The sequence below is a fragment of the Glycomyces artemisiae genome, from assembly GCF_003002955.1.
GTDB lineage: Bacteria > Actinomycetota > Actinomycetes > Mycobacteriales > Micromonosporaceae > Glycomyces > Glycomyces artemisiae.
In genome coordinates this window covers 118,967-139,900 of sequence record NZ_PVTJ01000006.1, presented here as the reverse complement: position 1 = coordinate 139,900, position 20,934 = coordinate 118,967, and the positions used below count along the sequence as shown (strand labels likewise).

General features: G+C 70.7%; 14 protein-coding genes and 1 pseudogene. 9 read left to right on the top strand and 6 right to left on the bottom strand.

Annotated elements, in window-relative coordinates; all coding sequences use genetic code 11:
* Nucleotides 1-479 precede the first annotated feature (479 nt).
* Nucleotides 480-1,721 carry a transglutaminase-like domain-containing protein gene (locus B0I28_RS16305; RefSeq protein ID WP_106364907.1) on the bottom strand — a complete coding sequence of 414 codons (1,242 nt, stop codon included), beginning with the start codon at nt 1,719-1,721 and terminating at the stop codon, nt 480-482.
* A 56-nt stretch (nt 1,722-1,777) separates the two neighbouring features.
* Between B0I28_RS16305 and B0I28_RS16300 the strand changes: the two are divergent.
* A pseudogene (locus tag B0I28_RS16300) lies at nt 1,778-2,518 on the top strand (RNA-guided endonuclease InsQ/TnpB family protein); the annotation flags it as partial.
* 312 nt (nt 2,519-2,830) lie between these two features.
* Nucleotides 2,831-3,028, top strand: coding sequence for a hypothetical protein (locus tag B0I28_RS16295; RefSeq protein WP_106364905.1), 198 nt, complete (start codon nt 2,831-2,833; stop codon nt 3,026-3,028).
* Nucleotides 3,029-3,122: 94 nt separating this feature from the next.
* On the opposite strand, the gene B0I28_RS16290 is transcribed toward B0I28_RS16295, so the two are convergent.
* On the bottom strand, nt 3,123-4,511 hold the full coding sequence (locus B0I28_RS16290; protein ID WP_219926805.1) for a cellulase family glycosylhydrolase: 1,389 nt from the start codon (nt 4,509-4,511) through the stop codon (nt 3,123-3,125).
* Nucleotides 4,512-4,644: 133 nt separating this feature from the next.
* Complete coding sequence (locus B0I28_RS16285; protein WP_106364903.1) at nt 4,645-5,676, bottom strand: LacI family DNA-binding transcriptional regulator; 1,032 nt, start codon at nt 5,674-5,676, stop codon at nt 4,645-4,647.
* A gap of 292 nt (nt 5,677-5,968) precedes the next feature.
* Between B0I28_RS16285 and B0I28_RS16280 the strand changes: the two genes are divergently transcribed.
* The gene (locus B0I28_RS16280; RefSeq protein WP_106364902.1) at nt 5,969-8,407 is read left to right on the top strand and encodes a glycoside hydrolase family 2 protein; all 2,439 of its coding nucleotides are present in this window, start codon (nt 5,969-5,971) and stop codon (nt 8,405-8,407) included.
* Nucleotides 8,408-8,577: 170 nt separating this feature from the next.
* On the top strand, nt 8,578-9,534 hold the full coding sequence (locus B0I28_RS16275; protein WP_106364901.1) for a bile acid:sodium symporter family protein: 957 nt from the start codon (nt 8,578-8,580) through the stop codon (nt 9,532-9,534).
* Between the two features lie 54 nt (nt 9,535-9,588).
* Here B0I28_RS16275 and B0I28_RS16270 read toward each other — a convergent pair whose 3' ends face one another.
* Complete coding sequence (locus B0I28_RS16270) at nt 9,589-10,689, bottom strand: nicotinate-nucleotide--dimethylbenzimidazole phosphoribosyltransferase (protein ID WP_106364900.1); 1,101 nt, start codon at nt 10,687-10,689, stop codon at nt 9,589-9,591.
* Nucleotides 10,690-10,739: 50 nt separating this feature from the next.
* Here B0I28_RS16270 and dapF point away from each other — a divergent pair, with 50 nt between their 5' ends.
* Nucleotides 10,740-11,522, top strand: coding sequence for a diaminopimelate epimerase (gene dapF / locus B0I28_RS16265; protein WP_106365148.1), 783 nt, complete (start codon nt 10,740-10,742; stop codon nt 11,520-11,522).
* Between the two features lie 49 nt (nt 11,523-11,571).
* Here dapF and B0I28_RS16260 read toward each other — a convergent pair whose 3' ends face one another.
* A complete protein-coding gene (locus tag B0I28_RS16260) occupies nt 11,572-12,960 on the bottom strand; it encodes an NAD-dependent malic enzyme (RefSeq protein ID WP_106364899.1) in 1,389 nt (462 codons plus the stop codon).
* 196 nt (nt 12,961-13,156) lie between these two features.
* On the opposite strand from B0I28_RS16260, the gene hflX reads away from it, so the two are divergent.
* Both hflX and B0I28_RS16250 read left to right on the top strand, forming a co-directional pair.
* Nucleotides 13,157-14,569: a GTPase HflX gene (gene hflX / locus B0I28_RS16255; protein ID WP_106364898.1), complete on the top strand. Its 1,413-nt coding sequence runs from the start codon at nt 13,157-13,159 to the stop codon at nt 14,567-14,569.
* Between the two features lie 71 nt (nt 14,570-14,640).
* On the top strand, nt 14,641-16,362 hold the full coding sequence (locus B0I28_RS16250) for a hypothetical protein (RefSeq protein WP_146148129.1): 1,722 nt from the start codon (nt 14,641-14,643) through the stop codon (nt 16,360-16,362).
* A gap of 44 nt (nt 16,363-16,406) precedes the next feature.
* On the opposite strand, the gene lexA is transcribed toward B0I28_RS16250, so the two are convergent.
* Nucleotides 16,407-17,063, bottom strand: a complete 657-nt coding sequence (gene lexA / locus B0I28_RS16245; RefSeq protein ID WP_197717131.1) for a transcriptional repressor LexA — start codon at nt 17,061-17,063, stop codon at nt 16,407-16,409.
* Between the two features lie 398 nt (nt 17,064-17,461).
* On the opposite strand from lexA, the gene nrdR reads away from it, so the two are divergent.
* Nucleotides 17,462-17,926: a transcriptional regulator NrdR gene (nrdR, locus tag B0I28_RS16240; RefSeq protein WP_106364896.1), complete on the top strand. Its 465-nt coding sequence runs from the start codon at nt 17,462-17,464 to the stop codon at nt 17,924-17,926.
* 61 nt (nt 17,927-17,987) lie between these two features.
* A complete protein-coding gene (locus B0I28_RS16235; RefSeq protein ID WP_106364895.1) occupies nt 17,988-20,834 on the top strand; it encodes a vitamin B12-dependent ribonucleotide reductase in 2,847 nt (948 codons plus the stop codon).
* The last annotated feature ends 100 nt before the right edge of the window (nt 20,835-20,934 follow it).

The following is a 20,934-nucleotide window of genomic DNA, read 5'->3' as shown; positions in this document are numbered from 1 at the left end:
CCTTGCGGTGCGGTGGGATTGAAGGCGGGGAACGGTGATTCGGGGCGCGGACGATCCGCAGCGGCTGGATCGGCGCCGAAAGAAAGGGAGTGGCCCGCCGGTCCGGGAGGCGTCGCAGGGGAGGAACGGCCTGGCGCGGACCGGCGGAGGTCTCAGCGACAGAGGGCGCTGGCGACGCGCATCTGGTCGACTTCGCGCCGCTGTGCGAGTGCGTCGGCGGGCTTCATGACTCGAAGATAGCAGTAATCCCATCGGAATACTAGAGAATACTTCGGATCGTTCCGCTCGCGAAACCGTCCGGCAACGGGGCCGGGGGCGGACCAGGCGGGCGAGGAGATCGGCCGCGACGGCGCGTGCGACGGCGGGGCGGGCCCTGCCCACCCGCTGGGTGGGTAGTTCTACCTCCCACCCTCCCGACCCGGACCGACATTCCGGGCCCGCGCCGTCCCCCGATCGGGTCGTGACGTGCGTCGCGGCCGTCAGGCCGCGGTCCACCTGATCTCGCGACTCGCCAAGGGCCCGTAAGGCGTCAGCGCCGCCAAGTCCGCCTTGTACTCGCCGGGCTCGCGGTCCAGGGCCCGCGTGAACCGCCGCTCGACGTCCTTCGGAGGCGCGGTGATCGGCTCGCCGTTCCACACGCTGCCGACCGCGTACGGGTGCTCGGGCCTGATCCGCACCGCGGGCGCGCCGTCCTGGGCGACCACGCCGACCGCGACGTCCGACAGCCGCGGGTACGCCCCTGCGGACTCGCGCAGCAGCCGCTCGGTCGGCAGCACCCCGCCCTCCTGGAACACCGGCACGAACCCCTCGGGCGCCCACGCCGCGCCCGTCACCGACGCGTGCGCGAAGTACGCCCACCACAGCGCCGGATCCTGGATCGCCTGCCGCGGCCCCACGTGCACGGGCCGCGCGGGCCGCTCGCGGGCCTGGAGCTCGGGGAGGCTCAGCGGCCGCCCGTCCTCGTCGGCCCAGTACGCGCCGTGCTGCCCGTCCAGGAGCACCCACCGGTCCAGGTCGTCGATCCACGCCTCCGCGACGGCGTGCCCCTGCCCGACCCCGTCGTGGTAGTCCCCGCGCCGCAGCCACACCCGCCGCGCCGGGATGCGCAGCGCGTTCAGGCCCTGCGCGAGCACGATCGAGTACTCCACGCACGAGTACCGCGCGCCGAGCGCGACCTGCTCCAGCACGTCGACCGCGTCGCCCGCGTTGATCCGCGCGTTCGCGTGCCGCCACAGCGCCGACGTCCACGCCAGCAGGTCCCGCGCGGTCTGCCACGCGCCCTCCCGCGGCCGCGGGAGCCGGGACGCGAGCTGGCCCTCCCGGTGCGCCTCGATGCGGTCCAGGCGCAGCGGCGAGCCCGCCCCCGGCTCGGGCCACGCGGTGATCCGCAGCGGCGGCGCCGGGACGTTCGCCTTGGCGCGCTCCAGGACCCGCGCCCAGTCCGGGTCCTTCCCGAACGCCGCCGACAGCTCCGGCTCGAACAGGTCCGTCTGGTGGAACCCGGCGTCGATCGCCTCGTCGAGCGTCGCCCGCGCGCCCTTGAGCCCCACCTTGTGGGCCGCGATCGCGAGCGAGGGCGCCCAGAGGTCCCGCCAGAACTCCGCGTCCGCGCGCAGCGTCTTCTCCAGGTCGAGGAGCGTCCACCACCGCGCGCCGCGCATCGCGTCCTGCGCGACGGTGCGGACGCGCGCGAGCTTGGACGAGTTCGTAGCGGAAGCCATGCCCCGAGGATTCCGTATCCTGCTGTACCCAGTCAACCCGGCCTGAAATTCAACACGCGACCCCGCTGTCCATCCGATGGTCTCGGCCTTTGCCTGAGGGAGCGGTGCCCTCCATGGTGACCGTCTCCCGCGACAGTGCAGGCCGATGGTTCGTGTCTATCCGGATCGAAGAGGTCATCCCTGCGCTTCCCGGGCGCAGCGAGGCGATCGGCGTCGACGCAGGTTTGACGAGCCTGCTCACGTTCTCCACCGGTGAGAAGATATCCAACCCGCGCCATGAGCGCACTGATCGGCAGCGCGTCAAGTCCCGTCAGCGGGACCTGACGCGCAAACAGAAGGGCAGCAAGAACTATCAGAAGGCACGGCTGAAACTCGCCCGTGCGCATGCGCGGATCGCGGACCGGCGCCTCGATGCCATGCACAAGCTCACCACTCGACTGGTTCGCGAAAACCAAGTGATCTGCGTCGAAGACCTGAACGTGCGTGGCATGCTGGGCAACCGCAAGCTGGCCAGGGCGATCGCCGATGCTTCGTGGGCGACGTTCCGTCGGCTGCTGGAGTACAAATGCGAGTGGTACGGGCGCGAGCTCGTCGCGGTCGACCGGTTCCTCCCGTCTTCCCGGACCTGCGCTGCATGCGGCTCCACCAGGGCCTCCATGCCGCTCGGAGTCCGGGTCTTCCGCTGCACCGACAAGGCGTGCGGAAACGTCGAGGACCGGGATGTCAATGCCGCAATGAACATTCTGGCCGCCGGGCTGGCGGTTGCAGCCTGCGGAGGCGGTGTCAGACCGAAGCGCTCCTAGCGCCGAGGCGACCGTCCATGAAACAGGAAACGCCCTTCAGTGATGAAGGACAATCTTTCGCAAGGAAGACGAGGCCAAGAGCGTAGTCACCGCGGGCGCGGGCGGAAAGGGCGTTGTGTCCGCGGCGGGAGGGCGCTAGAGTGAGCGGCATGATCCTTTAGAAGAGATACGGCCGCTGTGGGCGCGAGCGCCGACCGGCCGACCACGATGAGTGCGGCTTCCGCTGGAAGCCAGGCCATGAGACGTCGAGCAACGCTCCGTTTCGCGCTCACGTCTCTTCAAGCTCGACCCGAGAAGGGGATCCGCATGACTGAAACTCCCGAACCGCAGCAGGACGCCGCCGACGACGCGCCGCTCAACCGCGAGGAGCGCCGGGCGCTGGCCCGCGGCAAGAAGGCCGGCAAGGCCGGGCACCAGTCGATCGGCGACAAGAAGTCGAAGGTCCGCTCGCAGATGCCGAAGGGCGGGGTGGGCAAGTTCCAGCTCCCGACCAAGAACGGCTGAGTTCATTCAGAAGCGAAGCAGAGGCCGCCGGACCGCAGGGTCCGGCGGCCTCCGCCGTTCATTGCACTAGGTGATGCCGGAACTGGGAAATGACCTAGATCGCCTCGCAGGTCACCGTCGGCGTCGCCGCCGGGGCGGACCCGATGAAGCCGAACACCTCGCGGCTCTGCCCCGAGGCGACCGTGCCGTTCCAGCCCACGTCGGAGGCGGTGACGCCCGCGCCGGAGCTGGTGATCGCGGCGTTCCACGAGGACGTGATCCGGGTCGAGCCGGCCCACGTCCAGGTGAGCCGCCAGCCGTCCAGGGCCGCGCCGGTGGCGGTCACCGTGACCTTGCCCTGCCAGCCCGAGCCCCAGTCGCTGACCACGCCGATCACGGCCGTGCAGTCGCCGTCCGAGGGCCCGCCGGTGGTCGGGTTCTCCGAAGGCGAGGTGGTCGGGTCGGTCGGGTCCGGGTCGTCGCCGAAGACCGTGGCCCGCTCGGCCGTGTTCTGGATGCCGTTCGCGGAGGTGAAGACTCGCTGGCCCCACGTCGTCAGCGCCGACGGGTTGAAGCTGGTGGTCTGGTCGAGGTCGCCGCCGGTGTTGCCCGAGTAGGACCACGCCAGCCACCCGATGCCGCGGGCCTGCGCCTCCGACTGGATCGTCTCCCACGCGACCGTCTGGCCCTGGAAGGTGTCGCCGTACTCGCCGACGATGAGCGGGAGGTTCATCTCCTCGAACGCGTCGAAGTAGTCGATGACCGTCTGCGGGTTCGAGTAGACCGCGTACATGTGGATCGAGAACAGCGTGTTGCCGTCCTCGTCCGCGGCCGCGACGGTCTCCGCGTTGTCGCGCATGACGTTCTGCCAGTCCTGGCCCCAGTTCGGGGCGTCGACGACGAGCGTGTGCTCGAAGCCGATGGATCGCATCCGCTCGATCGCGTCCACGGTCTGCTGCGTCCACTGCTGCGGGTTGGTGTTGCCGACCGGCTCGTTGCCGATGTTGATGAGGACGTACGCCTCCTCGCCGTCGAGCACGCTGAACAGGCCCTGCCAGAAGGTCACGGCCTGATCCAGGGTGGCCGCGCCCGACTCCTCGCCGTAGCCGGTGGTGTCGTGGACTTCGAGCATGCAGATCAAGCGCTGCGCCTTGCACTCGTCGACGATCTGCTGGACCCGCGCTGCGGTGGAGACGCCCCAGTTGCGCTGGCCGGAGCCGAGGACGACGCGGACGGTGTTCGCGCCGAGGTCGGAGATCTCGCCGTAGCTGGCGAACTCGCCTTCGTACCAGACGTCGGGGTGGGAGGTGCCGCGCATGATGAACGGGTTGCCGTTCGCGTCGATGAGCTGCGTGCCGTCGATCGAGAAGCCGCCCTGCTGGGCGCCCGCCGGGACGAGCTGCCACAGCCCGCCGAAGGCGAGCGCTGTCGCGGCCAGTACGGCCATGAGCCATCTGCGCATCCGACGCCGTGCCGGGGCGGCGTCGGTCGTGCCGTGTTCCATGGTGATCCCATCTGTAGGTTCGGGTGAGAGGTGAATCGGTTCAGACCGACCTTCACATAGAGAACCATAAATATTGATGGGGTTCAAGACGTGCTTCGGATTTCCCCTTGCAGCGGCGATGCCGGATGCGGCGTCAGGCCCGCGCCGGTCCGGTGGAGGCGCGCGGGGAGAGCTGTGCGGGCAGGCACTGAACCGAGAAAGTGCGGTCGGCGTCCGGTTCGGCGCCGATGACCGACAGGAGCGCCTCGGCGCACTGCGAGCCGTAGGCGCTGATGTCGCGGGTCAGGGACGTGAGCGCGGGGTGGGTGAGGCGGCACAGCGGCGAGTCGTCCCACGCCACGATGGACAGGCGCCCGGGGACGTCGATGCCGAGTTCGTGCGCGACGCCGAGTCCGGCCACGGCCATGACGTCGTTGTCGTAGATGACCGCGGTGGGGCGCCCGGCCGAGGACAGCAGCCGCCTGGTGATGCGCGCGCCCTGCTCGCCGGTGTAGTCGCTGTGGAACGTCTCCATCGACTCCAGGCCCAGCCCGGCCGCGGTCTCGGCGTAGGCGTTGTCGCGGATCCCGGTGTGCAGCAGGTGCGCGAACCCGGCGACCCGCGCGATCCGCCTGTGGCCCAAGGCGTGCAGGTACCCCAGGATCTCGCGGCACGGCTCGGCGTCGTCGTGCCAGACCGCCGGGAGTCGCGCGCCCTCGATCGGCCCGCCCACGGCCACCGCGGGCAGCCCCAGGTCGGCCACGAAGTCGAGCCGCCGGTCCTCGGTGCCGACGTCGCACATGAGGACCCCGTCGACGCGGCGCTCGGCCCACCAGCGCCGGTAGACCTCCAGCTCCTCCTCGACGGTGTCGACGATCTGGAGCGTCAGGCCGAACGACCCGGCCGAGAGCGTCGCCTCGATGCCGCTGATGAGCTCCATGAAGTACGGCTCGATGCCGAGCGTGCGGGCCGAGCGGCGCAGCGCGATGCCGACCGCCTGCGCCGAGGACACCGACAGCGACCGGGCGGCCCGGTTGGGCACGAAGCCCATTTCGGCGGCGATCGCCAGGATCTTCGCGCGGGTGGCCGCGGAGACCCCGGGCCTGCCGTTGAGCGCGTAGGACACCGCGCCCTTCGACACGCCCGCCGCGGCGGCGATGTCGGCGATGGTCACGCGCCTGGTCATCGGCGGTCCTCTCGGGGGTGATCGGGGCGGCTGCCGGGGGGCTGGAGCGCCCGGCGGCGGTGAACCGGTTCAGCCGAGTTCTTCAATGTATCGACATGCATCATTTCAAACCGGCCGCGGCGGCGTCAACGGACCGACCGGGTCCGTGCGGGCGCGCCGGTCCGGGGCGCTTACGCGGTTCAGCCGGAGCAGGCGCGAGCTACGCTGCCGACTGTCGTGCTCTTCTCGTTCACGAGCGCGCCGCCAACGGCAACGCCCTCTCCGGAATCAAGGCATAGGACTAGGAGCTTCATTGAGCGCCAAGCGAACCCTGCACGAAGGCTGGACCGTCACCGGGGACCCCGGGGCGCCGCTCGCCGTCACCGCGATCCCGGCGGCGGTGCCCGGGGAGGTGGTCTCGGACCTCCTAGCCGCGGGCCTCGTCGGCGACCCGTACACCGACCGGGCGGAGCAGGAGCTCGCCTGGGTCGGCCGGCACGACTGGACCTACCGGACCAGCTTCGATTTCGAGGGCGGGGACTGGGACGGGGTGGACCTGGCGTTCGACGGGCTCGACACGGTCGCGCGCGTCTCGCTCAACGGCGCCGTCGTAGGCGAGACCGCGAACATGCACCGCCGCTACCGCTTCGACGCCCGCACCGCGATCCGCGAGGGCGCCAACGAACTCGAAGTGGCGTTCACCGCGCCGTACACGTACGCGGAGGCGCAGCGCGAGCGCCTGGGGGACCGGCCGAACGCGTACCCGGAGCCGGGGAACTTCATCCGCAAGGCCGCGTGCAACTTCGGCTGGGACTGGGGCCCGAACCTCGCGGGCGTCGGGATCTGGCGGCCGGTGCGGCTGGAGACGTGGCGGACCGCGCGGCTCGCCGAGGTCGTGCCGCACGTGTCGATCGAGGTGGCCGACGGCGCCGTCAAGGGCGTCGTCGAGTTCGCGGTGGACCTCCAGCGCGCCGGGGACGCGGACCTCGAACTCGTCTGCACCGCAGGCGATCAGACCACGACCGTGCGCGTCCCGGCGGGCACGGGGGCCGCGCGGGCCCGCGTCGAGGTCCCGAACCCGCGCGCGTGGTGGCCGCACAACCGCGGCGCCCAGTTCCTCTACGACGCCGCCGTGTCGCTGCGCTCGGGCGGCGAGGAACTCGACTCCTGGTCGCACCGGATCGGCTTCCGCAAGGTCGAACTCGACACCGAGCCCGACGAGGACGGCCGCCCCTACCAGCTGAAGATCAACGGCCGCCCCGTGTGGGTCAAGGGCGTCAACTGGATCCCCGACGAGGCCCTGTTCGGCCGCATCGACCCGGCGCGGATCGAGCGGCGGCTGCGCCAGGCCGTCGCGGCCGGGATCGACTACCTCCGCGTGTGGGGCGGCGGGGTCTACGAGTCCGAGGACTTCTACCGCCTCTGCGACGAACTCGGCCTCATGGTCGGCCAGGACTTCCTGTTCGCCTGCGCCGCTTACCCGGAGGAGGAGCCGTTCTGGTCCGAGGCCGAGGCCGAGGCCCGCGACAACCTCGCCCGCCTCGCCCCGCACCCGAGCCTGGTGACGTGGACGGGCAACAACGAGAACATCTGGGGCTGGCACGACTGGGACTGGCAGGAGCCGCTCGGCGATCTGACCTGGGGCGCCGGGTACTACCACGACCTGCTCCCGAAGCTCGTCTCCGAAGTGGACGGCACCCGCCCGTACTGGCCCGGCAGCCCCTACTCCGGTGCGCGCGAACTGCACCCGAACGAGCAGGCACACGGGTCGGTCCACATCTGGGACGTGTGGAACCGGGAGGACTACGCGCACTACCGGGACTGGAGGCCGCGGTTCGTCGCCGAGTTCGGCTACCAGGCGCCGCCGACGTGGGCCACGGTGCGGCGCATGACGACCGACGAGCCGCTCCGGGCCGAGACCCCGAACATGCTGTGGCACCAGAAGGCCGCCGACGGCCAGGCGAAGCTCCAGCGCGGCCTCGACGCGCACCTGCCGCCCGTGCGCGACTTCGACGACTGGCTGTACTTCACGCAGGTGAACCAGGCCAGGGCCGTGCGCCTCGGCATCGAGCACTTCCGCTCGCTCCAGCCGTACTGCACCGGATCGGTCGTGTGGCAGCTCAACGACTGCTGGCCGGTGACCTCGTGGGCCGCGATCGACGGCGAGGAGCGCCTCAAGCCGCTCTGGTACGCCCTCAAGGACGCCTACGCCGACCGGATCGCCACGTTCCAGCCCGAAGGCGACGGCGTGAAACTGGTGCTCGTCAACGACTCCGACAAGCCGTGGGGCTCGGTCGTGGGCTTCTGGAAGTGCACGCCGCAGGGCCGCATCAACGGCCGCGCGCTCCTGACGATCGGCGTCGCGGCGCGCGACACCGCCGAACTCGTCCTCACCGGCGAGGTCGCCCCCAAGCCCGGCGAGTTCCTGGTGACCGGCCGCGAGGACTTCCCGCGTGCGACCTGGTTCACCAAGGAGGACAAGGACATGGACTGGCCGACCGCCGAGTTCACGGCCGAGACCAGGCCCGTCCCCGGCGGCGTCGAAGTGAAGGTCACCGCCGAGACCGTCCTGCGCGACCTGTGTCTCTTCCCCGACCGTCTCGACCCGGCTGCGACGGTCGACAAGGCGCTCCTCACGCTCATCCCCGGCGAGGAGGCCGTGTTCACCGTGACCAGCGAGGCCATCGCGGCATCAGCGGCACTCACGGCCGCCCTCACGTCGAAGCCCGTGCTGCGCGCGATCAACGACTGACCGTTTCTGCTGCGCGGGCGGCCCTGGCCGCCCGCGCATCCGCATGCTGAGATCGAAAACGGGCCGATACGCGGCATTCGAGTAGAGTGTCTGCGACCGGCCCGGCCCGACCGCCCCTCCCGCCCCACCGGAGGACCGTGCGCCGCCCCGCACAACAGAAACGGTCCCCGATGATCCAACGCATCAGCGCCTTCACCGGCACCTGGCTGCCCGCCATCGTCCTCGCCGCCGCCGCGCTCGCCTTCGCGACGCCGAGCACCTTCGCGCCGCTCGGCGGCATCGTCACCTACCTGCTCATGATCATCATGCTGGGCATGGGGATGACCCTCCGCCCCGCCGACTTCACGATCATCGGCCGCCGCCCCTGGCCCGTGATCCTCGGCGTCATCGCCCAGTACCTCGTCATGCCCCTGGTCGGCTACGGCCTCGCCCGCGCCTTCGACATGGAGCCGATGCTCGCCGTCGGCATGATCCTCGTCGGTGCCGCGCCCGGCGGCACCGCCTCCAACGTCATGGTCTACCTGTCCAAAGGGGATACTGCGCTGTCGGTGGCGATGACCTCCGTCTCCACCCTCCTCGCGCCGCTCCTCACCCCGGTCCTGGTCCTGTGGCTCGCCGGGGAGTTCCTGCCCGTCGACGCCGGGGCCCTCCTCGTCTCGATCCTCCAGATCGTGCTCGTCCCGGTCGTGGTCGGACTCCTCCTGCGCCGCTTCGCGACCCGCTTCGTCGAGAAGGTCATCGACGCCCTGCCGCTCGTGTCGGTCGTCGGCATCACCCTCGTCGTGATGGCCGTCGTGGCGGGCAGCGCCGACGCCCTCCTCGAAGTCGGCGCGCTCGTGCTGCTCGCCGTCGTCCTCCACAACGGGTTCGGCCTCGGTCTCGGCTACGCCCTCGCGAAGCTCGGCCGCCTGCCGGTCACCGGCCGCCGCGCCGTCTCCATCGAGGTCGGCATGCAGAACTCCGGGCTCGCCGCGGCGCTGGCGACCGCGCACTTCAACCCCGTGGCGGCCCTGCCCGCGGCGGTGTTCTCGGTGTGGCACAACATCTCCGGCTCGCTCCTGGCCGGGTACTGGTCCCGCCGCCCGGCCCGCGATGCGGAGCCGGTGCCCGAGGACGCCGCGTCCTGAGCGCAAGGAAACGGCCCCGCCCAGTCCCGGGCGGGGCCGTTTCGCATGCGTCTCTTAGGAGTTCTCGGCGCCTTCCTCAAGGGCCGCTTCGCTCGCCTCCGGCGTCGGGACCGGGCCGATGCCGCCGACGACCGGCTCGTTCGGCTCGGGCTCCGGCTCCTCCTTGACGGGCATGGGGAGCGACCGGGAGATCCGCAGGCTCGTCTGGACCAGGTCCCAGCCGAGCGGGAGCGCGGTGCCGTCGGGCAGGTCGAGGTCCAGCGCGAGGTCGTCGGCGAGGCCGGCCTGCTTGGCGAGCTTGACGACGACCGGGTGCGCGGAGCGGTTCGGGGCGTAGCACCACTTGGGGGCCGCCAGGCCGAAGTCGCGGGCGAGCATGACCGCGGCGACCGCGGCCGGGCCGTCGACGAGCATCGCCGTCGAACGGGTGGCCGCGGTGAAGATCGCGGCGGCCATCGCGCCGAGCTGGGCGCCGCCGAGGCGCGCGATGAGCTCCTGCGGGCTGCGCTTGAAGCCGCGGTTGAACGCGAGGTGGTCGCGCAGGGCCGAGACGCGGCCCATCCATGCGGCGTCGAAGACCGAGCCGCCGGGGGCGTGGAGCTGCGGCTGGAAGTTGGTGATCTCGTCCTTCGCGATGAACGAGCAGACCGCGACGGACGCGGTCACCGCGCCCGCGCCGAGCCCGGAGATGAGGAGCACGTCGGCGCCCTCGTCGATCGCGCGGTCGGCGGTCTCGCGGCCCAGGCGCAGCGCCTCGTCCAGCTCGGTGTCGTCGAGGAGCGGGCCCTCGCGGCCCTCGCTGGCGCCGGTGCGGACCACCGTGAGCGGCAGCCCGGAGCGGGCGGCCTGCTCGGCGAGGGGGCCCTCGCCGCGTTCGAGGGCCGCGGCCTGCTCGTCGACGGGCGCGTAGTCCCCGGCGTCCCAGTTCTCGGGGTACTCGCCCGCGAACAGGAGCATCCGCGGTGCCGTGAACGGCTCGGGGGCGTCGGTGGCCTGCATGCGGGCGGCCCAGCCGACCGCGGCCTGGAGGCGGCCGAGGCCCGACCCTTCGATGAGCGCGTCCTGGAGCCGCGCGTTCGCGCGGGTCGTCCACACCCCGTTGGGGAACTTCGCTTTCAGCTCGGCGAGGGGCCCGGCGTCGGTCGTCTGTGTCACGGCACAAGGCTAGCGCGGGGGCGGTGGGGCACAATTGCCAAGTGACCACCATCGAGTTCGCCAAAGGGCACGGCACCGGCAACGACTTCGTGATCGTGCCCGACCCCGAGGACGCCTTGCCGCTGAAGGACGCCCAGGTCGCGCTGATGTGCGACCGCCGCTTCGGCATCGGCGGCGACGGCCTGCTGCGCGTGGTCCCCTCCGAGGACCCGGCCGCCGAGTGGTTCATGGACTACCGGAACGCCGACGGCTCGATCGCGGAGATGTGCGGCAACGGCGTGCGCGTCTTCGTGCGCTACCTCCTCGACAAGGGCCTCGCGGAGGGCCCGGAGGTCGCCGTGGCGACCCGCGCCGGGATCAAGACCGTGACGGTGGCGGGGGATGAGCTGCGCGTCGACATGGGCGCGGCCGAGTTCGGCGCGGTCTCGCAGGCGTCGGTGGAGGGCTTCACGTGGCCCGGCCAGGCCGTCTCGATGGGGAACCCGCACCTGGTGTGCCACCTCGGGGACGAGGCCGAGCTGGAGGCCCTGGAGCTGTTCCACCAGCCGCGCTACGACGCGGCGCTGTTCCCCGACGGCGTGAACGTCGAGTTCGTGACCGGCACCGCCCCGCACGTGCGCATGCGCGTCCACGAGCGCGGCGTCGGCGAGACCGCCTCGTGCGGCACGGGCGCGTGCGCGGTCGGCGCGGTCGCCCTGCGCCGCGCCGGGCTCGACACGGGCGTGTGCAGAGTGGACGTCCCCGGCGGGACCCTCACGATCGAGGTTACCGCGGACACCCTGTTCATGACGGGCCCGGCCGTGATCGTGGCCGAGGGCGCCTTCCGCCTCTAGAACGACAGAAGCCCTGGGAGCCGAAGGATCCCAGGGCTTCTTGGTGCTGCTACCGCATCACGCGCTTGACCGCCGCCGCGACCGCCGGGGCCACGTTCGGGTCGAAGACGCTCGGGACGATGTAGGTCGCGTTGACCTTGTCCTCGCCGACGCAGTCGGCGATGGCCGTGGCCGCCGCGAGCGCGGCGTCGTCGTTCCAGTCGCGGGCCTGCGCGTCGAGGAGCCCGCGGAACACGCCGGGGAAGGCGAGCACGTTGTTGATCTGGTTCGGCTGGTCCGACCGGCCGGTCGCCACGATCGCCGCGTACCGGGCCGCCTCGGTGGGGGAGATCTCCGGGTCCGGGTTCGCGAGCGCGAACACGATCGGGTCCTTCGCCATCTTCGCGACGTCGGAGCCCTTGAGGATGTTCGGGGCGCTCACGCCGATGAAGATGTCGGAGCCCTCGACCGCGCCGGAGAGGTCCCCGGAGTAGTCGCCCTTGTTGAAGTGCTCGCCGAGCCACTTCCACGTCTCGTTCTCGCACTCCATGCCGGAGTGCAGGGCGCCGTCGCGGTCGACGGGGATGATGTCGCCGATGCCGGCCTTCTCCAGCAGCCGCATGATCGCGGTCCCGGCGGCGCCGCAGCCGACGACGGTGGCGCGCACGTCCTTGAACTCCTTGCCGACGACGCGGAGGGCGTTGGTGAGGGCGGCGAGGACGACGATCGCGGTGCCGTGCTGGTCGTCGTGGAAGACGGGGATGTCGAGGCGCTCGCGCAGGCGGGCCTCGATCTCGAAGCAGCGGGGGGCGGCGATGTCCTCCAGGTTGATGCCGCCGTAGGTGGGGGCGAGGGCGGCGACGATGTTGACGATCTCGTCGGTGTCCTGGGTGTCGAGGCACACCGGCCAGGCGTCGACGTCGCCGAACTTCTTGAACAGGGCCGCCTTGCCCTCCATGACGGGCATCGCGGCGGCAGGGCCGATGTTGCCGAGGCCGAGGACGGCGGAGCCGTCGGTGACGACGGCGACGGTGTTGCGCTTGATGGTGAGGCGGCGGGCGTCGTCGGGGTTCTCGGCGATGGCCATGCAGACGCGGGCGACGCCGGGGGTGTACGCCATGGACAGGTCGTCGCGGTTGCGCAGGGGCACCTTGGGGGCGACCTCGATCTTGCCGCCGAGGTGCATGAGGAAGGTCCGGTCGGAGACCTTCTTGACGTCGAAGTCCGGCATGGATTCGAGGATGTGCGTGACCTGCTCGGCGTGCGAGGCGTCGGAGGTGTCGCAGGTGAGGTCGACGGTCATCCGCTTGTTGTCGGAGCCGACGACGTCGAGTGCGGTGACGATGGCCCCGGCCTGGCCTACGACGGTGGCGAGGCGTCCCGCGGCGCCCGGGTCGGCCGAGAGGGCCAGCCGGACGGTGATCGAGAACCCTGCGCTGGGAAGACGGGCAGTGCTCATGCCGCTCCTTTGATGTGCACTTCGTTGTGGACCAGTTGCCGGATGCTTGAATGATGCCACTGTTCGGGACGCCGCCGCCTGGGCCCTGCGCTGGGCCGGGCCCCGCCACAGCGCCCCGGAGCGGCAGGGATCGACGCCGTTCGCTGTGCGCGATATCGGCTCGCCTCCGGGGGCGGCGCGTGTCAAGCTTGTGGTGATGCACGAACCTTTTGAGAACACCCGAGAAGACTTCTCCTCCGACGCCCCCTCGACGGGCGAACTGGACCTGGAGGCGCGCCAGGCGCTGCGGCGCGTCGCCGGTGTCGCCTCCACGGAGCTCGAAGACGTCACCGACGCCGAGTACCGGCGGCTGCGCCTGGAGCGCGTCGTCCTGGTCGGCGTCTGGACCGAGGGCACCATCGAGGACGCCGAGAACTCCCTCGACGAGCTCGCGCAGCTCGCGGAGACCGCGGGCTCCGAGGTCGTCGACGGCCTGATCCAGCGCCGCTCCAAGCCCGACGCGGGCACGTTCATCGGCTCCGGCAAGGTCAAGGAGCTGAAGGACGCGGTGGAGGCGCTGGGCGCCGACACCGTGATCGCCGACGGCGAGCTGTCGCCGGGCCAGCTGATCGCCCTTGAGAAGGCCGTGAACGTGAAGGTCATCGACCGCACGGCGCTGATCCTCGACATCTTCGCGCAGCACGCGAAGAGCGCCGAGGGCAAGGCCCAGGTCGAGCTGGCGCAGCTCCAGTACCTGCTGCCGCGCCTGCGCGGCTGGGGCGACGCGATGAGCCGCCAGGGCGGCTCGAACGGCGGCGTGGGCCTGCGCGGCCCCGGTGAGACGAAGCTGGAGACCGACCGGCGGCGCATCCGCGCGAAGGTCGCGAAGCTGCGCCGGGAGCTCGCGAAGCTCACGGTCACCCGCGAGACGAAGCGCGACTCGCGCACCCGCAACCGGGTGCCGGGTGTCGCGATCGCCGGGTACACGAACGCCGGGAAGTCGAGCCTGCTCAATGCGCTCACGGGCGCGGGCATCCTCGTGCAGGACGCGCTGTTCGCGACCCTCGACACGTCGACGCGGCGCTCGCGCACGGCCGAGGGCCGGGAGTACACGGTGACCGACACGGTCGGCTTCGTGCGGCACCTGCCGCACCAGCTCGTGGAGGCGTTCCGCTCGACCCTCGAAGAGGTCGCCGAGTCGGACCTGGTGGTCCACGTGATCGACGGCTCGCACCCGGACCCGCTCGGCCAGGCCGAGGCGGTCCGCGAGGTGCTCGCCGAGGTCGGCGCCGAGGAGATCCCGGAGCTGGTCGTGGTCAACAAGCTCGACCTGGTCGACCCGGACACGATGCTCCAGCTGCGCTCGGACTGGCCCGACGCGGTGTTCGTGTCGGCGCATTCGGGTGAGGGGATCGACAAGCTCCGTGACGCGATCGAGCAGGCGCTGCCGCAGCCGGACACGGAGCTGACGGTCTGCATCCCTTACGTCAGAGGCGATCTCGTGTCGCGACTGCGGTCGCGCGGCGAGGTGCTCACCACTGAACACCGAGGTGACGGCACGGTCATCACGGCCCGTGTGGACGACCGGCTGGCCGGTGAATTGCGAGCGTTCGTCCTGGAAAAGGACTGAATCGCAGTGGTCCTGAACATGTCTCATGGGGGTCCCCGCGCTGACATGGCGTGTTCTGGAACACTTGCGTGATGCGAGAGCGCCGTGTGGGCCGTCGGCCCCTGCCTGCGCGGCTCGTCGCCGGGACGGCCGGAGTGCTGGTCCTGGCCACGGCCGCGTCCCCCGTCTTCGCCCAGGATGAAGAGTCCGGCGGCGAGGTGCTGTGCAATCTCCACGGCACTCAGGCCCCCGCGGGCATCGCCGCCGCCGCTGACGGCGACGGCTGGTGGATCGTGTCCGGCGGCACCGAGCAGGACGCGACCCTGTCGGTGGACCGGACCGGCGCGGACTGCAACGTGCGCCCCGCGGACGAGGCGTGGATCGACCACCAGCCCCGCGACCCGCAGGCGCTGGTCCTCGACAACGAGAACGGCGAGTACCTGTGGGTCGGCGACATCGGCGACGGCGCCAACCGCGAGTGGCTGACGCTGAACCAGCTCGACCTGAACGACCTCCCCAACAGCGCGGTCTGGCGCTACGTCTTCCCCGACGGGCCCCAGGACGTCGGCACGTTCCTGCTCCTGCCGGGCAAGAAGCCGCTGTTCGTGACCGCGGACGCGGGCGAGGCCACCCTGTACTCGCCTCCCGGCGACAACCAGGAGGAGAACACCCCGCTCGACGAGGTCGGCACGGTCGCCCTCCCCGACGGCGGCACGGTCTCCGGCGGCGCCCTGAACGCCGACGGCTCGAAGGTCGCGCTGCGCACCGAGGGCAACGTCTACGAGTGGACCGTCGAGGGCGGCGACGTGCTCGCGGCCCTGGGCGGGGAGCCAGTGGCGACGCCGGTCGCCGACTCCGGCCAGGCCGAGGGCCTCACCTACGACGCCGACGGCAACTTCATCACTCTCGCCTCGGAGGACAACGACGGCTCGTTCGGCACCGTCACCCAGTACGCGCCCGCCGCACCGGTCGCCGAGGAGGAGACCTCCGGCGGCGACGACGAGGCCGCGCCCGCCTCCGGCGACGACGGCAAGAGCCTCGTCGACCGGATCCTGGACCTGGGCTTCGGCACGATCGTGAAGATCCTCGCGGCCATCGCGATCCTCGGCATGCTCGTCATGGTCCTGGGCATCGTGGTGATCCGCAAGCACCGCAAGGCGAACGGCGACGGCAAGGACGAGGACGACGAGCTCGGCTTCGCCGCCGAGGAGCCCCCGCGCGGGCGCAGGGAGTCGTCCTTCCTCGCCGACGACGACCCTGTCGACCTGGGGATCGACTCCGGCCAGCCCGACCCGGACCTGGGGGAGGTCGCCCGCGGCAACGTGTACGGCGGCGCCCGCCAGGAGCCGAGCGGCAACGTCTACGGTGGCGGCGGCCAGCAGGCCCGCCCCGAGCCGCAGGGCGGCGTCTACGGCGGCGGCGCGCGCCAGGAGCCGTCCGGGAACGTCTACGGCGGCGGAGGCGGCCAGCCGCCGCAGGGCCGCCCCCCGCAAGGCGGCCGCCAGGAGCCCCAGTACGGGGCGTTCGAAGGCGGCGGCCACGGCAGCGTCTACGACAACGCCGGGCCCGGCCAGTCCTTCGCCGCCCGCCCGGAGCCCTCCGGGAACGTCTACGGTGCCGGAGGCGGCGGGGGCCAGCAGCCGCCGCGGCGCGAGCCCACCGGCAACATGTACGGCGCCGGAGGCGGCCGGCAACAGCAGCAGCGCCCGCAGGGCGGGGTCTACGGCGCCGGAAACGCCGAACGGACCCCTGACGCCGATGACGGCTACTGGGGCCCGCCTGAAAGCGGCACGACTTACGGTCGAAACCGCTAGGCGCACAATGTAGTTGGCGTTCGAGTACTGATTCCGCCGTCGCGCTAGATCTTGCGGAGCACCGCGACCACGCGGCCGAGGATCTCGGCCTCCGAGGCGTCGATGGGGTCGTACAGGGCGTTCGCCGGGAGCAGCCACGGCTTGCCGTTCTTGCGCTTCCAGGTCTTCACGGTGGCCTCGCCGTCGATCATCGCGGCCACGATCTCGCCGTTGAGCGCGTCGGGCTGCTGGCGCACCACGACCCAGTCGCCGTCGGTGATCGCGGCCTCGGTCATCGAGTCGCCCTTGACGCGCAGGAGGAAGTGGACGCCCTCGCCCACGAACTCCGCGGGCAGGGGCATGACGTCGTAGTCGCGCTCCTCGGCCAGGATCGGCTGCCCCGCGGCGATCTCGCCGACCATCGGGACGTACCGGGGCCGCGGGTGCTGGGAGCAGGTCTGGACGCCGCCCGGCGTGGACTGGCGCACCCCCACCGCGCGCGGCCGTCCGGCCAGGCGGTTGAGGTAGCCCTTCCGTTCGAGCTGCTTCATCTGGTACGCGACGGACGACGCCGAGGCGAGTCCGACCTCCGCACCGATCTCGCGGACGCTCGGGGGGTAGCCCTTGTTGTTGATGAACTCCTCGATGTATTCGAGGACTTGCTGCTGCCGACGCGTCAACTTGCGCGTTTTCGGCCGGGATGTCGTGGTCTCGCTAGCCACAGGAGGCTCCTGTAAGACAAATGGGACGGTATGTCTGATTCCGACAATGTAACTCACGTGCAGGTTCTAGTCAAACATTCGTGCGACGTCGGCGTGTCGCCGCGCTGGTAGGAATGTGTTTCGGGGCGTATTCACCCGAACGGGTGAACGATAATACGCGGCAGCCTGGTTGACTGCATGTCCCGGGGTGTCCGGTCTCCGGTGCTCGCGAGTCGCCGTTCTGCGCTATTCTTGGCACTAGATCTTGTGGTGTGTTGTATCGTCTCTCACTAGGTGTTGGGGTTCCCGCACCCGCCGGGATGGCGAGGGGGCAGACTGTCCCTCCCGGCGCGACGGCCGGGCCGCCCGACGGTGTCGGTGGTCCGCGAGACGATGGTTGTGAGAAGGAGACTAGCGATATGCGATGCCCTTACTGTCGCCATCCCGACAGTCGCGTGGTCGATTCGCGCGAGGCGGAGGACGGCAAGATCATCCGCCGCCGCCGGGTCTGCCAGGAGTGCGAGAAGCGCTTCACCACCGTCGAGGAGTCCATCCTCGCCGTCGTCAAGCGCTCAGGGGCCACCGAGCCGTTCAGCCGCGGGAAGGTCGCCAGCGGCGTCCTCAAGGCCTGCCAGGGCCGTCCCGTGGACGCCGACGACGTCGCGAAGCTGGCCCAGGCCGTCGAGGACGAGATCCGCTCGACCGGCGCCGCCGAGGTCCCCGCCCACGAGGTGGGCCTCGCGATCCTCAAGCCGCTCCGCCAGCTCGACGAGGTCGCCTACCTGCGCTTCGCCAGCGTCTACCAGGACTTCGAGTCCCTGGAGGACTTCGAGGCCGCCATAGCCCAGCTCCGCGAGGAGCACGCCGCCCGCAACGGCGGCTAGCGCACCACCCTCAGAACATCCGATTCCCATGACCAGGCATGAGCAGACAGGGGCGAGGAACATGCCGAAGACCACCAAGGCCGCAGCGACGACCACCAGGACCGCCAAGAAGACCACCGGGCCCGCGGAGAAGGGCCTCACGGTCGAGCGCGTCTTCACGACCGCCGGCGTCCACCCGTACGACGAGGTCGAATGGGAGCAGCGCGACGTCGTCATGACGAACTGGCGCGACGGCTCGATCAACTTCGAGCAGCGCGGCGTCGAGTTCCCGGAGTTCTGGAGCCAGAACGCCACCCAGATCGTCACCTCGAAGTACTTCCGCGGCGCCCTCGGCACCCCGCAGCGCGAGACCGGCCTCAAGCAGGTCATCGACCGCGTCGTCCACGCCTACCACGTGGCGGGCGAGAAGCACGGCTACTTCGCGACCGCGGAGGACGCGCAGGTCTTCGCCGACGAGCTCACCTGGCTCCTGCTCCACCAGTACTTCAGCTTCAACTCCCCGGTCTGGTTCAACGTCGGCACCGCCGCGCCCCAGCAGGTCTCCGCGTGCTTCATCCTCAGCGTGGACGACACCATGGAGTCGATCCTCGACTGGTACAAGGAAGAGGGCATGATCTTCAAGGGCGGCTCCGGCGCCGGGGTCAACCTCTCCAAGATCCGCGCCTCCGCCGAGCTGCTCTCCTCCGGCGGCAACGCCTCCGGCCCGATCAGCTTCATGCGCGGCGCCGACGCCTCCGCGGGCACCATCAAGTCCGGCGGCGCCACCCGCCGCGCCGCGAAGATGGTCGTCCTCGACGTCGACCACCCCGACATCGAGGCGTTCATCGACACCAAGGCCCGCGAAGAGGACAAGATCCGGGCCCTGCGCGACGCCGGCTTCGACGTCGACCTCGGCGGCGAGGACATGTTCTCGGTCCAGTACCAGAACGCCAACAACTCCGTGCGCGTCTCCGACGTGTTCATGAAGGCCGTCGAGGAGGGCACCGACTACGCCCTCACCGCCCGCCAGACCGGCGCCGAGATCGAGCGCCGCGACGCCCGCGCCGTGTTCCGCCGCATGGCCCAGGCCGCGTGGGAGTGCGCCGACCCGGGCATCCAGTACGACGACATCATCAACGACTGGCACACCAACCCGAACACGGACCGCATCTACGCGTCCAACCCGTGCTCGGAGTACATGAGCCTCGACGACTCCTCGTGCAACCTCGCCAGCCTCAACCTCATGAAGTTCCTCGGCGATGACGGCTCGTTCGACGTCGACCGCTTCACCAAGGCCGTCGAGTTCGTCATCACCGCCATGGAGATCTCGATCTCCTTCGCGGACTTCCCGACCGAGAAGATCGGCGAGACCACCCGCGACTACCGCCAGCTCGGCATCGGCTACTCGAACCTGGGCGCCCTGCTCATGACCTCGGGCTACGCGTACGACTCCGACGAGGGCCGCGCCCTGGCCGCCGCCATCACCGCGCTCATGACCGGCGTGTCCTACCGCCGCTCCGCCGAGATCGCCGGGGCCGTCGGCCCCTACGCCGGGTACGAGCGCAACGCCGAGCCGCACCAGCGCGTCATGGCCAAGCACGCCGCGGCCGCCGACGCGGTCGAGACGTTCGGCGACGTCGACGCCACCGTCCTCGAAGCCGCGAAGGCCGAGTGGGCCAAGGGCAACGAGATCGGCGCCGTCAACGGCTGGCGCAACGCCCAGGCCTCGGTGCTCGCGCCGACCGGCACCATCTCGTTCATGATGGACTCCGACACCACCGGCATCGAGCCGGACCTCGCCCTCGTCAAGCACAAGAAGCTCGTCGGCGGCGGCTCCATGGAGATCGTCAACCAGTCCATCCCGCGCGCGCTCACCCGCCTCGGCTACAACGCGGACGACCGCCAGGCCATCGTCGACTACGTCGCCGAGCACGGCCACGTCGTCGGCGCCCCGGCCCTGCGCGAGGAGCACTACCCGGTGTTCGACTGCGCCATGGGCGAGCGCGCCATCGCGCCGATGGGCCACGTGCTCATGATGGCCGCGGTCCAGCCGTTCCTGTCGGGCGCGATCTCCAAGACCGTGAACCTGCCCGAGTCGGCCACCGTCGAGGACATCGAGGAGGTCTACTTCCAGGGCTGGAAGCTCGGCCTCAAGGCCCTCGCGATCTACCGCGACAACTGCAAGGTCGGCCAGCCGCTCTCCGCGAAGAAGAAGGAGATCGACAAGGCCGTCGAGGAGGCCGTGGAGCAGGCCGTCGAGACCATCGCCGTGCACGGCCCGGTCCGCCGCAAGCTCCCCAAGAAGCGCCCGAGCCAGACCATCTCGTTCTCGGTCGGCGGCGCGGAGGGCTACATGACCTCCTCGTCCTACCCCGACGACGGCCTCGGCGAGGTCTTCCTCAAGATGTCCAAGCAGGGCTCGACCCTCGCTGGCGTCATGGACGCCCTGTCGGTGTCCATCTCGATCGCCCTCCAGTACGGCGTGCCGCTGGAGAAGTACGTCGAGAAGTTCACCAACATGCGCTTCGAGCCCGCCGGCATGACCGACGACCCGGACATCCGCATGGCCTCGTCGGTGGTCGACTACATCTTCCGCCGCCTGGCCCTGGACTACCTGCCGTACGAGGAGCGCGCCGCCATCGGCATCCTCACCACGGCCGAGCGCACCGCCGAGCTCAACGGCGAGGACCCCGCCAAGGTCTCGCAGCCGGAGGTCGACCTCGACGCGCTCCGCGCCTCGGCCCCCATCGAGGAAGCGGTGGCCGAACGCGTCCAGATCGAGTCCAAGCCCTCGCGCCTGGACATCCTCACCTCGGCCCAGGCCCGCAGCGCCGACGCGCCGCTGTGCATGAACTGCGGCACGAAGATGCGCCCCGCGGGCTCCTGCTACGCCTGCGAGGGCTGCGGCGCGACCAGCGGTTGCAGCTAAGCATCGATTGACGTGAGAGGGGTCGTTCCGCACCCGCGGAGCGGCCCCTTTCGCGTGGTCTGATCCGCTTGTGTCCCATAGGCCCAGGCGTTCGCGTCCA

What these genes read in the sequence shown, in the direction of transcription:
- B0I28_RS16305 (WP_106364907.1), bottom strand. Translation starts at nt 1,721, where the DNA reads ATGGCTTCCGCTACGAACTCGTCCAAGCTCGCGCGCGTCCGCACCGTC.
- B0I28_RS16295 (WP_106364905.1), top strand. Translation starts at nt 2,831, where the DNA reads ATGACTGAAACTCCCGAACCGCAGCAGGACGCCGCCGACGACGCGCCG.
- B0I28_RS16290 (WP_219926805.1), bottom strand. Translation starts at nt 4,511, where the DNA reads ATGGAACACGGCACGACCGACGCCGCCCCGGCACGGCGTCGGATGCGC.
- B0I28_RS16285 (WP_106364903.1), bottom strand. Translation starts at nt 5,676, where the DNA reads ATGACCAGGCGCGTGACCATCGCCGACATCGCCGCCGCGGCGGGCGTG.
- B0I28_RS16275 (WP_106364901.1), top strand. Translation starts at nt 8,578, where the DNA reads ATGATCCAACGCATCAGCGCCTTCACCGGCACCTGGCTGCCCGCCATC.
- B0I28_RS16260 (WP_106364899.1), bottom strand. Translation starts at nt 12,960, where the DNA reads ATGAGCACTGCCCGTCTTCCCAGCGCAGGGTTCTCGATCACCGTCCGG.
- hflX (WP_106364898.1), top strand. Translation starts at nt 13,157, where the DNA reads ATGCACGAACCTTTTGAGAACACCCGAGAAGACTTCTCCTCCGACGCC.
- B0I28_RS16250 (WP_146148129.1), top strand. Translation starts at nt 14,641, where the DNA reads ATGCGAGAGCGCCGTGTGGGCCGTCGGCCCCTGCCTGCGCGGCTCGTC.
- nrdR (WP_106364896.1), top strand. Translation starts at nt 17,462, where the DNA reads ATGCGATGCCCTTACTGTCGCCATCCCGACAGTCGCGTGGTCGATTCG.
- B0I28_RS16235 (WP_106364895.1), top strand. Translation starts at nt 17,988, where the DNA reads ATGCCGAAGACCACCAAGGCCGCAGCGACGACCACCAGGACCGCCAAG.